The 15,637-nt window shown below is 35.2% G+C and carries 15 protein-coding genes; 6 read left to right on the top strand and 9 right to left on the bottom strand.

The features are described from left to right. Positions 1–13: 13 nt before the first annotated feature. Together pstA and KO464_00355 are read right to left on the bottom strand one after the other, a co-directional pair. Complete coding sequence (gene pstA / locus KO464_00350; GenBank protein MCC7571824.1) at positions 14–1,906, bottom strand: phosphate ABC transporter permease PstA; 1,893 nt, start codon at positions 1,904–1,906, stop codon at positions 14–16. Between the two features lie 11 nt (positions 1,907–1,917). Then, positions 1,918–2,946, bottom strand: coding sequence for a PstS family phosphate ABC transporter substrate-binding protein (locus KO464_00355; GenBank protein ID MCC7571825.1), 1,029 nt, complete (start codon positions 2,944–2,946; stop codon positions 1,918–1,920). A gap of 160 nt (positions 2,947–3,106) precedes the next feature. On the opposite strand from KO464_00355, the gene KO464_00360 reads away from it, so the two are divergent. Next, positions 3,107–4,105, top strand: coding sequence for a phosphate uptake regulator PhoU (locus tag KO464_00360; GenBank protein MCC7571826.1), 999 nt, complete (start codon positions 3,107–3,109; stop codon positions 4,103–4,105). A gap of 4 nt (positions 4,106–4,109) precedes the next feature. Here KO464_00360 and KO464_00365 read toward each other — a convergent pair whose 3' ends face one another. Next, complete coding sequence (locus tag KO464_00365; GenBank protein ID MCC7571827.1) at positions 4,110–4,574, bottom strand: hypothetical protein; 465 nt, start codon at positions 4,572–4,574, stop codon at positions 4,110–4,112. A 412-nt stretch (positions 4,575–4,986) separates the two neighbouring features. On the opposite strand from KO464_00365, the gene KO464_00370 reads away from it, so the two are divergent. The 4 genes from KO464_00370 to KO464_00385 all read left to right on the top strand — a co-directional run bounded on the left by KO464_00370 (position 4,987) and on the right by KO464_00385 (position 7,937). After that, positions 4,987–5,388, top strand: a complete 402-nt coding sequence (locus KO464_00370; protein MCC7571828.1) for a cobalamin B12-binding domain-containing protein — start codon at positions 4,987–4,989, stop codon at positions 5,386–5,388. Between the two features lie 12 nt (positions 5,389–5,400). Continuing rightward, a complete protein-coding gene (gene meaB, locus KO464_00375) occupies positions 5,401–6,354 on the top strand; it encodes a methylmalonyl Co-A mutase-associated GTPase MeaB (GenBank protein MCC7571829.1) in 954 nt (317 codons plus the stop codon). 8 nt (positions 6,355–6,362) lie between these two features. Then, entirely contained in the window at positions 6,363–6,761 is a 399-nt protein-coding gene (gene mce / locus KO464_00380) for a methylmalonyl-CoA epimerase (GenBank protein ID MCC7571830.1), read from the top strand. Positions 6,762–6,824: 63 nt separating this feature from the next. Further along, positions 6,825–7,937, top strand: coding sequence for a hypothetical protein (locus KO464_00385; GenBank protein ID MCC7571831.1), 1,113 nt, complete (start codon positions 6,825–6,827; stop codon positions 7,935–7,937). A gap of 9 nt (positions 7,938–7,946) precedes the next feature. On the opposite strand, the gene KO464_00390 is transcribed toward KO464_00385, so the two are convergent. Both KO464_00390 and KO464_00395 read right to left on the bottom strand, forming a co-directional pair. Further along, positions 7,947–9,812, bottom strand: a complete 1,866-nt coding sequence (locus KO464_00390) for a hypothetical protein (protein ID MCC7571832.1) — start codon at positions 9,810–9,812, stop codon at positions 7,947–7,949. Between the two features lie 8 nt (positions 9,813–9,820). Continuing rightward, on the bottom strand, positions 9,821–10,339 hold the full coding sequence (locus KO464_00395; protein MCC7571833.1) for a hypothetical protein: 519 nt from the start codon (positions 10,337–10,339) through the stop codon (positions 9,821–9,823). 185 nt (positions 10,340–10,524) lie between these two features. Here KO464_00395 and KO464_00400 point away from each other — a divergent pair, with 185 nt between their 5' ends. Then, positions 10,525–11,859 carry an ATPase gene (locus KO464_00400; GenBank protein MCC7571834.1) on the top strand — a complete coding sequence of 445 codons (1,335 nt, stop codon included), beginning with the start codon at positions 10,525–10,527 and terminating at the stop codon, positions 11,857–11,859. Here the strand turns inward: KO464_00400 and KO464_00405 are convergent, their stop codons facing one another. The 4 genes from KO464_00405 to KO464_00420 all read right to left on the bottom strand — a co-directional run bounded on the left by KO464_00405 (position 11,860) and on the right by KO464_00420 (position 15,576). Beyond that, positions 11,860–13,038 (bottom strand): cofactor-independent phosphoglycerate mutase, encoded by a 1,179-nt coding sequence (locus KO464_00405; GenBank protein ID MCC7571835.1) that lies wholly within the window; start codon positions 13,036–13,038, stop codon positions 11,860–11,862. Positions 13,039–13,070: 32 nt separating this feature from the next. Next, complete coding sequence (locus tag KO464_00410) at positions 13,071–14,153, bottom strand: NAD(P)/FAD-dependent oxidoreductase (protein MCC7571836.1); 1,083 nt, start codon at positions 14,151–14,153, stop codon at positions 13,071–13,073. A gap of 66 nt (positions 14,154–14,219) precedes the next feature. Further along, the gene (locus tag KO464_00415) at positions 14,220–14,573 is read right to left on the bottom strand and encodes a hypothetical protein (protein ID MCC7571837.1); all 354 of its coding nucleotides are present in this window, start codon (positions 14,571–14,573) and stop codon (positions 14,220–14,222) included. A 94-nt stretch (positions 14,574–14,667) separates the two neighbouring features. Next, positions 14,668–15,576 (bottom strand): metal ABC transporter substrate-binding protein, encoded by a 909-nt coding sequence (locus tag KO464_00420; GenBank protein MCC7571838.1) that lies wholly within the window; start codon positions 15,574–15,576, stop codon positions 14,668–14,670. Positions 15,577–15,637 lie beyond the last annotated feature (61 nt).

Below are 15,637 nucleotides of genomic sequence, written 5' to 3' on the forward strand. Positions count from 1 at the left end.
AGTTAATATAATATCACCAATCTCTATTAGATTGTGAACGTTGACGTATTATTATTGCTATAAGATTCATTGCGAATAAAATCACTAACAATACAATAATTGTGCTTGCTGCAAGATTTTGAAATTCTACTTTAGGGTGTCTAGTCCAGAAGAATATTGTGACGGGTAATGCTAAAAATCCATCAAATATGCTTCCTGGAGGAACTTTAGCAAAAACTGAAGCTATGAACAGAATAGGTGCTGTTTCACCTATCGCCCTAGAAAGGGCAAGTATTGATCCAGTTAAGGTTCCTGGCAATGCATAAGGAACTACGTGGTGCCTAACGGTCTGCCATTTTGTAGCCCCAAGTCCTCTAGCAGCCTCTCTAAAAGATTGAGGGATTGCTTTAAGAGATTCCTCCGTAGTAACTATAATAACTGGCATAATCATCAAGGATAAAGTTAAACTACCGGCTAAAACACTGGTTCCAAATCCAAAAAGACGAACAAATACCGTTAATCCAACTAGCCCAAAAACTATTGAAGGTACTCCTGCCAAATTTTGGATTAGTCTTCTTAAGATACGGGTATATGAATTATCTTTTGCAAATTCAGTCAAGTATACTGCAGCTCCAACACTTACTGGTAGGGAAAAAATCATAGCTAGTCCAACAAGATAAATTGATCCTAAAATTACAGGGTATATCCCTGCTATAGAAGGATTAGCACTAGGGTATGAAGTTAAAAAACTTAGATTAATTTTGGGCAATCCTTGTTCTAAAATAGAAACCATTAATACCCCTAAGAAAACTGTTGCAAAGATTAAACACGACCCCACAGAAAGAATTCCCAATTTGGCAATTTTATGTCTAAAGTCTAAAGTATCTTCTGATTGAATTTTTTTAATTTCTAAATTATTGTTTCTTGAAGTAGTAATTTTAACTTTTGTTTTATTTTTTATTGGCATTATTAATTTATTTTTTTTATTTGAAGTTATTTTTCCTGCATTCTGAATCCTTAAGACAACACGTCCTGCAATAAAATTAATTATGTATGTAATTGCAAATAAAACAAGGCCAACGGCAAATGCAGCACTAACAGCTAATCCAGGAGGTATATCACCAGTTGCTACTTGGGCTATGTAAGCAGTCATAGTTTGAACTTGACTTAAGGGATTGAAGGTAAGTCTTGCGACATTACCTGCGGCTAGTGCCACAACCATTGTTTCTCCAAGAGCTCTTGCCAAGCCAAGTAGTATCGAAGCAATAATACCGCTTGAAGCTGCAGGCATTACTACTTTAATTGCTGTTTCCCATTTTGTAGCGCCCATTGCAAGGCTTGCTTCTTTCAATTCTCTCGGAACAGCTCTCAATGAGTCATCTGAGACGCTAACAATTATTGGAAGAATCATTACAGCCATTACAATAATAGCACTTGCAGCATTAAAATAACTGGCACCAAAATATTCTCTTAATATAGGGCTTATTACAATAAGGGCAAAAAATCCATAAACTATAGAAGGTATACCGGCCAAAAGTTCAATAATAGGCTTAGCTATGGAACTTGCTTTTTTATTTGCAAATTGAGTAAGGTATAATGCAGCCCCTAATCCGAGAGGCGTTGCAATTAAAATTGAGCCCCCGGCGATTAAAACTGTACCCGACAATAAAGGTAAAATACCAAAACTTGGATCTGTTCCATTTGGAGTCCATTTTGTTCCAATAAAAAATTGAATAATACTTACTTTAGGGCTCAAAAAAAAGTCAATAGAGCCATTTATCAACGTATACAAGATAGCTAGACTAACGACTATTGCGAGACTTGCTGCAATAAACATCAGCTTAACTATCAAAGATTCTTTTAGATCCACCTTTTTGTGAAATGGATTATTTCCATTGAAGTATGCTCTATTGACTTTACCTAACATGTAGGCCACTCTTAATTAAGTTTTGAAAGTTGTGCCGGCATTATTGTTGGGTCAACTAAGGATACTTTTACATATCCAACTTGCGGTACTATTGTTTGTCCTTCTTCACTTAAGATGTATTTTAGATATGCATTTATAGCTTTTCCCTTTTCAGAGTTAGTGTTTGGGATGCCGTTTGTGTATATATGAAGGGGTCTTGCCATTGGATAATCTGCTACGTTTTCAATTGATGCTTCAACAAATGTATCTCCGGATATTTTTGCAATTTTAACAACTTGTAACTGCCCAGGATTTTCAATGATATATGCATATCCAAAGTATCCTATTGAATACTTGTTTGTTTTTATTGCGTCTAAAATTACATTGTCATCTGCACTTGGATTGTATACTCCATCGCCTGCTTCAAGTCTTGTCTTTGCAACTTGAGTTGCTTTTCCCCAGTCTTTAATTATGCTCTCAAAGAAGTAATCGTATGTTCCGCTGGCTTCATCCGGTGCATATATTGTTATTTTTTCGTGTGGCGCTCCCTTTTCTTTTAATCCGGGAACTTCATCCCAGTAGACTGCAGGACTATCGTCTGTAAAAATCTTGTATAATTGGTCATATGTAAGTTCATTTGCCCATGTATTTTCTTTGTTAACTACTACAGCTAACACGTCATAAGCTACAATCCATTTTGTTGGGAGAACTCCATTACAAGCAGCTGATGCAGTACCATCTGAAGAAACTAATGTTTCATCACAACCTACGTTCTTATAGTCAGAACTTTTCATTAACCTGCTTGCATCTCCTAAATCTGCCTCTCCTTTAAGAAGAGCATTTAATCCGTGGCTTGATCCTCCACCCGAAACAGATATCAGTGCACCTTCGAATTGTTCTGCCCAAGCTATTGCCAAAGGCAAAACTGTGCTTGATCCTGTCTGGTTAAGTTTTACTGTTGATGACTGTGTTGATGTATTTTGAGTACAGCCGGAAAAGACCATACCGAAAACAATAACGGCCATCAATAATCCAAATACTCCTATCCTTCTTTTATCCATGGTTAATCACCGAATTAATTAAATTTTGATCTTTTATAATACTTGTCGACTTAGAGTATATAAGTATACATACCAAACTGTTTTCTCTATATATCTATATATTATCAAAAAACTATGCAGTAATATTTATAAACTCAATAGAAATCAATAAGTCGATTAAATGGAAATAAGAAAGGTTCAGATTACTGGTGGTTCTTCTTATGTTATTACCTTGCCTAAAGAGTGGATTAAATCATTAAACATAAAGAAGAATGATTCATTAGGCCTCATAGTTCAAAAGGATGGAACTCTGCTTGTAACAACGGATAAAGTAACTGAAAAAAAAAGAAAACAAAAGGAGTTTATTGTTGATTCTGATACTGATAAAACATTTCTATTTAGACTTCTTGTGGGTGCTTATGTTATGGGATACTCCGATATTGCAATAAGGTCAAATGAAATAATGCCTCCTCAGATTAGAGAATCTATCCGAATGTTCACGCAAATTGCAATAGGCCCTGAGATTGTTGATGAAGAGTCTAATCTTTTCATTATAAAAGATCTATTAAGCCCAATGGAAATGCCTTTTGAAAAGACAGTCAAGAGGATGTATTCTCTTGTTGAAAGCATGTATAAGGACGCAATTAAATCTCTAAAAATTAACAACAAAGAATTAGCTGAAAATGTTGTTTCAAGGGATTTTGAAGTAGATAGGCTCTACTGGCTTGCCACGCATCAGTATAATGTAATTCTCACCGACATGATGCTTTCAAAGAAAATGGGTTTGAGTCAAGAAGAAGCAAGCTATTACTTTTTGATTAGCAGGATTTTAGAAAGAATTGGTGATCACGCTGCTATCCTTGGAGAGAATGTTGTAAAAGCTATAGGTAAGCTCAATCCAGAAATTATTCAAGATATAGAATCTGCAAGTACTTTGGCCCTTGAAATCTTCTCAAACAGCTTTGAATCTCATTTCAGGAAGAATATCAAAAAGGCAAATGAAAATATTGAGTCTGTAGAGAAATTACTGGAAAAATGTGAAGATATAAATAACAAGGCATTGAACCTTGGCATTGAAGCATTCCCGGTCATTTATATTGTTGAAAGTATTAGAAGAACAGGCGAATACTCAGGAGACATCTCGGAACTTACAATTAATTACTTAATATTAAAAAATTAAATATTTATTTTAATCTTTTAATAAACTCTTTTATTTTTTCATCACGATTTGACTTAAGATCTTTTCCCGTAATGGTAAATTTTGATAGTGGTGTAATTCCAATATAATCTTCCATATCTCCAAATGTTTTTACATCGCCGGAACTACCACATGTGCAAAAGAATGCAACTTTCTTAAATTTGCCTTTGTTTTCATTGATATAGGTTCTTACTGCAGGCGCCATTAGCGCAGCCCATACTGGAGTCCCAATGGCAACTACATCATATCTAGAGGGATCTTTTTTTGTTTCCCCTATAGTAGTTAATTTTTTAGAGTGTGCATCTCTTACTGATTTTAGCCACCCTATTATTCCTTTTCTGTTTTTAATATCTATTATTTCCTCTAGGTCGCATACCATTTTATCAGAAATCTCTTCCGCCAATTTTTTAGTATTCCCAGATCTAGAATAATAAACCACAAGAGTTTTCATAATAACTTACTATATTTAAGATATATAAATCTTATTACAATTAAACGGTTACAGGGAATACCTATAAAGTAAATATTACAACTTAGAATATCGTAGATAAATTAGAGATAAGTCTTATATATCCATGCTGATACTTATTTTCTGGACAAGTAAAAACACTGCCAGTCATTTTTAATGAAATGGAGGAGATATACATAATTGAACCACAAATTAACTTTCCCGTCGAGGACAGAGACGATGAGCAGCCTCTCTTCATTCCTGAAGAAGACTACGATGAAGACTAAATATTAATTAATCTTTTTTGATAAATTTAAATTTAAATTAATATAATGTAATGATTCTTATAATAGATACGTGCTAACCGAAAACTATTTTAAGAATATATTCTTTATATGAAAATGGAGGGCTTTTATTGCCAGAAAAAAAATTGAGAATATTAATAGCAAAACCTGGGCTTGATGGCCACGATAGAGGGGCAAAGGTAGTTGCTAGAGCTTTGAGGGACGCAGGAATGGAAGTAATTTACACTGGACTCAGACAGACTCCCGAAAGCATTGTCGAAACAGCATTGCAAGAGGATGTGGATGTCATAGGGCTTAGTATTTTATCAGGGGCACACAATCACCTGTTTAAAAAGGTTATAGATCTCCTAAAGGAAGAAGGTGCAGAAGATATTCCTATTTTTGGTGGTGGCATAATACCTGAAGATGACATGCCTTACCTTAAGGGTATCGGCGTGAAAAAAATATTTGGGCCTGGGACTAATACTGGGGACATTGTCACATATATTAAAGAAATGACGAATAAATTTTAAAGAGTGCCTAAAATGAACTCCTTGGACGAACTAATTAAAAAGATGATCAAAGGAGATAGAAGAGCACTTGGAAAAATTATTACTTTAATGGAAAATGATTCCTCTTCTTCTGCTTATATAATTCCTAAAATACATTATCTGACTGGCAAAGCCCATATTGTAGGAATAACTGGACCTCCTGGATCTGGCAAAAGTAGCATTGTTGATAAATTAATCTCTTATTATAGAAATGAAGGAAAAAAGGTTGGAGTTGTTGCTATAGATCCTACTAGCCCTTTCACTGGAGGGGCTATTCTTGGGGATAGGATAAGGATGAAAAAACACTATACTGACAAAGAAGTTTTTATTAGAAGTATGGCTACTAGAGGAAATCTCGGAGGATTGTCAGAAGCAACTGGAAACACAATCAAAGCACTAGACGCCTTCGGAAAAGATGTAATTATTATTGAAACTGTTGGCGCAGGGCAGGTAGAAGTTGATGTTGTTAAAGTAGCAGATACTGTTGTAGTTGTTTCTGTCCCGAGCATGGGAGATAGTGTCCAAACACTAAAAGCTGGGATTATGGAAATAGGAGACATATTTGCTGTTAATAAAGCAGATATTGAAGGTGTTGAGAAGTGCATCATGGAAATCAGAATGATGCTAGAACTTTCAGACAAAGAAGAAGGTTGGAATCCTCCAATAATGAAAACATTTGGAAATAAAGATGATGGGGCAAATGAGCTTTATGATGAAATTAAGAAACATAATAGTTTTTTATTTGATTCTGGACATCATGAAAAAAGGAGGATAATAAGAGAGAAAACTGAATTATTTAACATACTCCAGAATCTATTTATTAAAAATCTGTATAGTACGGTCAGTGAAAAAGAAATGGACGAGCTTGCAAAAAAGATAGCAAATAGGGAGAAAGATCCTTATATGATTATTGAAGAATTAATTCCTAGATTAAAGAAGTTAATATGAGGTGCATTATGATAAAAAAAATAGACCATATTGGTATAGCTGTGAATAATTTAGCAGAATCTTTGAGTTTTTATGAAGATGTTCTTGGATTAAAAGTAGAGGGTATTGAAGAAGTTCCCGAGCAGAAAGTGAAAGTTGGATTTCTTGACATTGGAGGGGTACATCTAGAGCTTTTAGAATCAACAGAGACTGACGGCCCTGTTGCAAAGTTTATAGAAAAAAGGGGAGAAGGTATACATCACATTGCAATTTTAGTTGACAACATAGAAAAGAGCATAGAGATAATGAAAAATAAAGACGTGAAACTTATTGATGAAATCCCAAAAAAAGGTGCTGGCGGATCTAAGATGGCCTTTGTACATCCTAAAAGTACACATGGGATATTATTAGAATTATATGAGAAATAGATTTAAATAAAAAGACATATATACTGCATATCGGCATTTTATTATATATTAGGAGGAGTTTAAATGGGCCTTTTTGGTGGTAGTAGTGAAAAAGATGAAAAAATAGATGTACTCACGCAGAATATAGAGGAAATTGAAAAGGAAAACAGGGCTCTGAAGATGCAACTTAAAGTTTATGAAGAAGAGTACGAAAACATAGAGATTATCAAAGAAAAATTCGAAAAGATAACTAGAGAAAATCAGGACTTCATGTGTAAACTAAAAGAAGCTGAAGATAAGTACAGAGAAGTTGAAGAAAGAACTCACGACGTTATATCAGAAATAAGTGAAGAAAGGGACAAATACAAATCTGAACTTAACAATGAAAGATCAAAGGAAATCATTGAAATAAGACAGAAAGAGGAATTAATTGAAGATGTTGAGAGAGAGCTTGAAAGAGTAAAGGCAATTAACGAAGAGCTCAATAGGCAGATGGAAGAGACCGAGAGAGGCAAAGTTATAGTTTTGGACGCCTTTGACAAAGACATTGAGATAAGTGAAGGTGTTATTGTAAAAGGTGGATTAAAAACTAAAGAGAATGTAAAAATAGAAAATGATGCCCTTGTTAAAGGAGATATTATAGCAGGAAAGAACGTTACTCTTGGTGACAGGACCACTGTACAAGGAGCTGTAAAATGTGATGGATCCCTCATAATGGGAGAAGAAGCCGAGATTAGAGAAGAGATCTTTGCAGGTAACGCATTTATTTCAAACGGTAGTGTAATACCAGTTTCAATTAAAACTACTGGGGACATTAAAGGTGGAGAAAGAATAAAAATTGGCGGCGAATTTGTAGCGGGTGGCGACGTATTTCTAGGTTCTGAAGCAGTTATTAAAACAAAACTTGAAGCAAATGGAAATATTTCAATTGGTGAGAACAGCAAAATAATGAAAGACCTTATTTCAGATGGAGACGTCATAGTGGGTGCAAACAGTGATGCAAAGACCATTAAAGCAAAAGGAAATGTCACAATAGGCCATAATTGTAATGTTAGCAAGGTTCTTTCAGACGGCTCAGTTACTTTGATGGATGGAACACATATCAGCGAAGGCATAGAATATAGAGGTTCAATAAAAATTGGCGGTGGCGTAACTCTGGAAGGAACTATAAGAACAAAAGATAGAGGGGAAATTTAAAAATTTTTTTTATCTATAAATTTCTCTTTTTGTATAAAGTACGGCTATACCGCCAATTATTAATCCTACCAATAATCCTCCAATAAAGTACCCAACAAAATTATAATATTTGGGCGTTATCAAAGTTGGAGATTTATCAATTTGCACTTCTTGAGGTGTAGAAGCTTCATCCAGTGGCTCTAGATACCTTAGTGCAAAGGCAACGCCTTTGGAATATTTATACAAAATTATTGAACCTATCTTATCAGATTCTTCAAATGTAGATGCGTATTCAAAGTAACTTTCAGCCATCAAAGGTTCTCCACCGTCTTTTCTTGCAAGGTAAATTGCACCTCTAGCTTGTTCCTTTGCCCTTTCAAGTCTTTGTTTTATCACATCTTCTCCTGAAGACCATAACTCAATTGAAACGCTGGATCTGACCTTACTGTCAATAGCATCAAAAATAGCCGCTGCGTATTTACCTTTGGCATATTCGTTTTCAGCTGCTTTTAGTAATTCAGCACTTTGTGTGAGCAAAGAATTCTGGCCAACTAATGTTTGGGCATAAACAAGGCTAAGTCTTGCATCTTCAATTCTCTGACTTGCATTGTATTTAATCTGCGATTCTTCAATTATACTTTCACCTTTGGAATTTTCTTTACTTACATCCATCCACAGCTTTGCTGTTTTTGCCCTTTCTTGAGCAAAATTTGCATAGTAAATAGCATCATAATACCTCTGATTATAGAAATTTTTCCATGCGTCGGCGATTAGACCTTCTGCCTCAATTGCTCTTTTTTCTGAAGCCGCAAGGCATTCAAATGAAGTTATACCTCTAACATTTGCCGATTCATTTGCTATTAGTAGATTTGCTTCGTCTAGCTCTTTTTGAGCTGCCTCTATCTTTGCTTTGACTATATCTGCGTCCTTATTTACAATGACATCTATCGAATCGCTGATATAGTTTAACTGAATTTTAGCATTGAAGATATTGCTCATAGCGCTGTAGTATCTTTTTTCAGCAAGATTCTTTTTGGCGTTATCAATGTTTAAATTTGCCCTAGTAAGAAAATCGTTCATAGTTTGATATTCCCTATATCCAATAGATTCAGAATTTAGTTTCTGGGTTGTTGCATTCGATAGTTTTTCAACTACTACGAATTCAGAAAGTGCTCTATCTTTGACAAAATCAGTATTAACAATAACTTTCGCGGGGGGTCTAACCTCCTGTATCCTATATCCTGTGAAGTACCAAAGGGCATCTATTGCATCGTCAACTTCGATTACAGTTATTCCCCAACGACTCTTTGCATGTTCAATGACATTTACAGTGTCAATTTTACCCTCTTCAATTATTTGGATAACTGATTGACCGCTTGGGATTAAAAATATCTTTATATCCTTTGCATTTGCACCCATTACTTTCTCCAATATCCCGCCTACTGGGCCCACGGTCCCATCGGGATTAATCATCCCTGTCATCATGACGCTTGGCTCAATTTCAAGTCCTTTAATTGAGGCTATTGTAGCTATAGTAAGTGCTGCCCCAGCTGAAGGACCTCCAATTATGGGGGAATCTGCTCTAATTGTATAAAAATAATCATATTTTGAATGGGGCTCCTTTAATATATCTGAAGCAACTACAGATGCAAATCTGCATGAAGCTTGAGTATCAAGTTCAGATAGGGGCCAAGTATCAACAAAGACCCTCCCAGTACCGGGTTTTACTAAAACGGTAGCATCGAAAACAGCACCTTCTAGACCGGAGTCAGTTCTTTTGACTGCAGGTACTTTAATTGTGATAGATTTCCCATTTTCTTCTTGAGATAATAAAACTGGCAAAAAACCAGTAAATAGCATACTTAGCAATAAAATTGCCAATATTTTTTTATTCATTGAAACACCTAAATATTTTCTAAAAGTTTTTGGATTTTACTATAACAAGCTTCAAGTTTTTTCCAAGCATTGTCCATGTCAGTTTTTCCGATATTAGGATTTTGGATATTATCAAAATAAAATCTTGTTAAATCTCTATACATCTGACTCATCTTGAAGTATTCGTGAGCTTTGGCATCTACCAGACTGTTTGTCAAATTGTCGATTTCTATAATAAAGTCTGCCCAATTATTGATTTTTTTTCGCTCTGGAATTTTTGGTGTTTCAACTACACTCTCGGGTACAGGTTTTGGAGATATGTCATTAATTTGGATTGTGGTATCCTCTTTTTTAATTTCAGGTTCAGGAGTCTTTTGTTTAGAGAAAAAAGAAGGTTCTTCTTGGGTCTTAATTTCAGGGGGACCATATTTACCTTTCTTCTTTGTGGAAACAAATCTAACAAGGAAAATTAGTAATATTAATAAAACAATTAAGGCTGAAAATATTATCATCCAATACTGAGATAGGAGTGTTTCTATAGAAGCCATTAATAAAAGGAATATAAAATTACTTATAACTTTTTCTATAAAATGAAATATTTGTCAGATTGCACAGGAAAAAGACGATTACCGAAATCTTTAAATAGTTTTTTACATTATTATTTTTTAATATAAATCAAACTTATGTATAAAGATGATAATCTTTAATAAATAACTGTAATAATGGGATACTTATGTTTAAAATAGATATTTCTTCCTCATATGAAAGATTTGGTCTAGACAAAAATCCTTTTACGGATCTCTCATCTGAGGCTATAAGAGATATCGAAAAGATTCATGTTTCTCAAGAGGTAGACTCTCGTATTGCCGATATTCTTTCTGATGTTATCGGAGAAAGTTCAGGTATAGCGCTTTCACTCGTTGGGCCCTTAGGTTCAGGTAAAACTCAGAGATTGAAAGGAGTTCATAAACTCATACAGGAATCAGGAGGAATGTCAATCTATCAGAAGATTGACTCAAATGATATAATCAAAGTAACTCTTGATATTTTTTCATATTTTTCTGAATACGAGGATGAAGAAGAGGTACAACAAATCCATGAAGAAATTGTTGTGCCTGAAGAAACTGCATTCGAAGAAGAAGGATACGAACAGGATTATCAAGAAGAAAAACTTTCGTTTTTCCAGAAAATAAAGAGATTTTTTTCTGGAGGGCGTAAAGCTGGATCAAGTGTGGAGGAATACGAAGATTCTGAACTTACAAGAGCGAATTATGACTCTCAGGACATTGGAAATCAGCTAATAGACTATCTTGGTGAATATAAGAGGTCCGCCCTCATTATTGATGAAATGGAAAACATTTTGACGGCCTCTAATACTGACCTTATTCTTTTCTTTGAATTTTTAAGAGAATTCATTAGTAACATGCCAGAATCAAGTGTATTTATCATGGCATGCACCAACAATGCTTATGAAAGAATAAGAGAAATAAATCCAGCCTTTGTAGCAAGACTCCACAATGAATTGTTCTCTGAACCTCTCTCTGATGAGCGTGCAATAAAACTTGTCCAGAAGAGACTTGAATACAACAGAAAAAAATCAATAATAAATCCACTTTACCCCTTTGAAGAAAGTGCCATAGTTCTTGCAAACAGTATGGCAAAAGGAAATCCAAGAGATCTACTAAAGTTGCTTCACACCGTTTTGTTTACATCTACGAGAGATAACTTTGTGGAGTTTATAGATGACAGATACCTTGCGAAAGTTTTGACTGGACCATCGTCAATTGATGAATACATCAGGAGAGTTCCTTCAGATTTGAGAGAAGATGTCAGAATAATAATTGAAAAGTATGGCGGAGGACCAGTAACATACATCCAACTTGCAAAGGACACTCAAGAATCAGTAACAAAACAGTATACTAAACTGGAAGAGTTAGTTGCAATGGGTATTCTGACCAGCGAAAAAGGAAAATACCGAATAAATAATTCTGTTATCCAGATGGTTAGGGCCGCAATTAGAAAAGAAAGTGACAAACCTAAAGAAGGTAAAAAAGAGACAAAAAGGTAATTATTGTTTCTTTAAAAGTTCTATAAATTCACTTCCATTGATTAAGCCGAATCTACCATTTTTTGCTTCTTTTTCATTGTAATGAGAAGTCTTGTCTTTCTGAATTTTTTCCGAGTAAACTGCAAATGGTACTGGGTCTGATACATGTGTCTTCAGCTTAATAGGTGTTGGATGATCCGCTACTATACTGATGTTATAGTCAAAGCCTTTTCCATCAAGTTTATTTAGGATTCTTCCGACAACCATTTTGTCCAGATCTTCAATTGCTTTGATCTTCATTTCAAGGTCTCCGGAGTGCCCTGCTTCGTCTGGCGCTTCAACATGTATATAGATGAAGTCAATATCTTCTAAGGCTTTTAGAGCGTAATCTGCTTTCCCTTCATAGTTTGTATCAATGAATCCTGTTGCACCAGGAACATCGATGACTTTCATTTTTGCGCCATAGCCTATCCCTTTTATCAAGTCAACAGCAGATATTACGCCACCATTCATCCCAAATTTCTGGGAAAATGGCTCCATTGGTATTTTCTTGCCCTGCCCCCAAAGCCATAACATGTTACCTGGATTCTTACCCTCGGAAATTCTTTTTTTATTGACTGGGTGCTCCATTAGTATTTTTTTGGAGTCAAGCATCATCTTGTTCAGTACATCTGCATTTCTACCTTTAATTAAATTATCAGATACTTTTTGCCCAACTACATCGTGCGGAGGTGTGCAGACAAAGCTATTATCTCCTTTATAGACAAATAGATGCCTGTAACTTACTCCAGGATAAAATTTCCCTACATCAAATGATTTAGAAACTTTTTTTAGTAGGTCTGTTGATTCGAGTGTTGTGATGTGGCCTGAGGAATAGTCCTTTATAATTCCGTTTTCTTCTGTTATAATATTGCATCTAAATGCTATATCGCCTTCTTCAAGTTCAACGCCAATGCTATACGCCTCAAGAGGTCCTCTGCCGGTATAGTACTGTTTAGGATCGTAACCTAAAATTGAAAGATTTGCAACGTCTGAGCCAGCTTCAAATCCATTAGGTACTGTTTTTAATTCCCCCATTGCACCTTCCTTTGCAATCATGTTGATATTTGGGATATCAGAAAGTTCAAGTACAGTTTTGTTCCCCTTATCTTCGAGAGGATAATCGGCCATTCCGTCTCCGCATACCACTATATATTTCATGTTTCAAATGAATATAGATTGTTTAAAAGGTTTTAGAGAGTTCTAAGATAAGTTTTTAAAAAAATAGGTAGAAAAGTTAATGCTTTTGGATCTTTTATCAATGAGAGAATAGTCTTAGAATGCTCATCAAAGCTCCCAGTTTCATTAAGAATCTGTTTTTTTGATTTAAGAAAATCAAATATGCTGTTTAGTTCTTTGTCATTTAGACTTTCATACATTTTTCTCAAAAGTAATCCTCTAGAAATCTCCTTCCCAAGTAAGTTCTTACACTGCAATGGGTAGTCAAAATATCTATCTGAGATTATTGAATTGGCAAGGGCCTCTGCAGCCAACGCGCCGTAATAAACACCTCCACCAGATAATGGTTTTACCTGGCATGCTGCATCCCCTAAAAGAAAGACTCTGTCCTTGTAGATATCTCCTTTTCCCACAGGTATAACGCCGGCTTGAACTTCAATCGGATCTTGCTTTATCCCTATTTCTTTTAAGAATCTAGTAAGTGACTCTTTGGGATTATCTGATACCGTACCTATTCTGAATATGCCTTCTCCTTCGGGGATGATCCATGTAAAGAACGGTCTTTGTACGTGGACTTCGACAAGATTCTCTAAATCAAGTTCTGCTCTAGTTCTAATCTGGTAGCCTTTGTAGTGTTTTATATTGAATTGAAACTCTTGTGATCTAACTTTAGAGGACGGCCCATCTGCACCTATAAGCAAATCGGTGTTGAATTTACTTTTGTTTGTCTTTATAGTAATAGTCCCGTTATTTCTGTTAAATGATTGAAATTTTTCGTTCAAAGAAACTTCAAGCCTTTTTGAAAGAGACTGGTCAAAAATAGCTCGGTCAACAACAAAGGATACGCCCTTTCTTTTAAGCTCAAAGGATTCATTGCCAAGAAATATTTTTGCTCCGTCAATCCTGTTTTTAATAGAATCCTTAAAGTCAAACTCCTTGAAGTGATCAAAAAAGTCTTTTCCTATGAGGCCAGAGCAGGAAATGGGTTTCCCGATAGTCTTGTGCTCTTCAATTATTTTTACCTTGTACCCGGCTTTATTGAGATACTGAGAAACAAGTAGCCCCGCCGGTCCTGCGCCAATAACAGTTATATCCACAAAATCATCTTTATTTTCTTGTTTATAAATAGTTACTAGTTTGTATAAAAAGAAAAATAAAGTAAATTAAATTTTCGTCCATTTGAGTTCTGTCATTTTTGTTACATCAGAACTCTTCACTTTTGCAGAGAAATAGTAACTTGTAGGGCAAACGTTACATGCCTCACAAACTGCATTCCCTGATTCTACCTTCTTAACTTCAGAAAGCTCTATTTGGTAGACATTGCCATAGTATGCAATAATGAGCTCACTGTCTGTTGGCTCTTTTATAAACTTTATGCCACCTTCAGCGTACCACTTCTCCCAAGGAGTTTCCTCACACTGCATTGGCTGAAATTTCATTGTAGTTAATGCACTACTTGTGCATCCTAAAGAAAGTATTAGTAATGCTATAGGCACTATAATTAAGACCTTCTTCATATATACCACCTCTAATTAAACAAGTTTAAAAAAATATATAAATATTGTGATAAGGTTTGATATATCTTGAAGTTATATATAAAAAAGAAAAAAATTAATTTTTCCTCTTGTAGAGCATTGCTCCTAAAGCTATTGTTATGATTAATAATATTATAGAGATCCCTTGGAATATGACTAGTTGATTTGAAATAGAAGAAATGTGTGATTTGAGCTGAGTTATTTCTTTTGATTCGTTTTGGGCCTGTTTTATTGAGCCAAATAACTGATCTGCGTTGTATTGGATCATTTCTGCAATTGTTTCTGTACCGGGGATTGCTTCAGGATAATTAGAGAAAACTAAGTGCCTTCCGCCAATCTCATCGGCCATTTGTGCACCTAATGTTGTTCCGCTCTGAAGATTATCGATTACAAATGTGATGCCTTCATCCTTACCCTTTACCACAAGGTTTTGAACAGTCTGGACAGACAAAGTTTCAGGTGGTTGATATGATTCAACAACTTCTAGGCCTATCCACTCAGAGAATGGTTTTTGCCATGCCATTGCTATTGCCTTGTAATCTGAAGTTCCAAGTTCTTTTGCTTGGGTCAATATGTTCTCATTTAGTTCGTCTAATTCAAGGGAAATTTCTGCGGCATTTTTCTCATAAAAAGATTTATTCGATGGGTCAATTTCAATCAATGAATCTTTTATTGAATTGATCTTCGCTTTGGCAAGAGGTGGTGTCCCCCATGGACCTTGAAGCATAAGTTTTTTGATATTTTTATTTTCTGATGCATTTATCATATTATCCAGCCAAGGCTCAATGCCGTGGTAAACTACAAGTGATGCTGTATTTATCTCAGATACTGTGCTTGGTCTTACGTCAAAATGGTCTGGGCATATACCTGGTTGCACTAAGGCTATAGCGTCTATCCTGTCGCCCCCTACTTCTTGGACAAAATATTTCATTGTTGTTGTTGTGCAAATAACTTTAATTTTTTCTGCCGAAGAGAAAGTAGGCATTGAAGATAAAATCAATGCTAAAATAAAAATCGATACTATTAGTTTCTTTATAATAATCGCC

The sequence above is a fragment of the Methanofastidiosum sp. genome, assembly GCA_020854815.1.
Lineage (GTDB): Archaea > Methanobacteriota_B > Thermococci > Methanofastidiosales > Methanofastidiosaceae > Methanofastidiosum.

What these genes read in the sequence shown, in the direction of transcription:
- KO464_00415 (MCC7571837.1), bottom strand. Translation starts at nt 14,573, where the DNA reads ATGAAGAAGGTCTTAATTATAGTGCCTATAGCATTACTAATACTTTCT.
- mce (MCC7571830.1), top strand. Translation starts at nt 6,363, where the DNA reads ATGATAAAAAAAATAGACCATATTGGTATAGCTGTGAATAATTTAGCA.
- pstA (MCC7571824.1), bottom strand. Translation starts at nt 1,906, where the DNA reads ATGTTAGGTAAAGTCAATAGAGCATACTTCAATGGAAATAATCCATTT.
- KO464_00365 (MCC7571827.1), bottom strand. Translation starts at nt 4,574, where the DNA reads ATGAAAACTCTTGTGGTTTATTATTCTAGATCTGGGAATACTAAAAAA.
- KO464_00395 (MCC7571833.1), bottom strand. Translation starts at nt 10,339, where the DNA reads ATGGCTTCTATAGAAACACTCCTATCTCAGTATTGGATGATAATATTT.
- KO464_00400 (MCC7571834.1), top strand. Translation starts at nt 10,525, where the DNA reads ATGTTTAAAATAGATATTTCTTCCTCATATGAAAGATTTGGTCTAGAC.
- KO464_00405 (MCC7571835.1), bottom strand. Translation starts at nt 13,038, where the DNA reads ATGAAATATATAGTGGTATGCGGAGACGGAATGGCCGATTATCCTCTC.
- KO464_00385 (MCC7571831.1), top strand. Translation starts at nt 6,825, where the DNA reads ATGGGCCTTTTTGGTGGTAGTAGTGAAAAAGATGAAAAAATAGATGTA.
- KO464_00390 (MCC7571832.1), bottom strand. Translation starts at nt 9,812, where the DNA reads ATGAATAAAAAAATATTGGCAATTTTATTGCTAAGTATGCTATTTACT.
- KO464_00420 (MCC7571838.1), bottom strand. Translation starts at nt 15,576, where the DNA reads ATGCCTACTTTCTCTTCGGCAGAAAAAATTAAAGTTATTTGCACAACA.
- meaB (MCC7571829.1), top strand. Translation starts at nt 5,401, where the DNA reads ATGAACTCCTTGGACGAACTAATTAAAAAGATGATCAAAGGAGATAGA.
- KO464_00360 (MCC7571826.1), top strand. Translation starts at nt 3,107, where the DNA reads ATGGAAATAAGAAAGGTTCAGATTACTGGTGGTTCTTCTTATGTTATT.
- KO464_00355 (MCC7571825.1), bottom strand. Translation starts at nt 2,946, where the DNA reads ATGGATAAAAGAAGGATAGGAGTATTTGGATTATTGATGGCCGTTATT.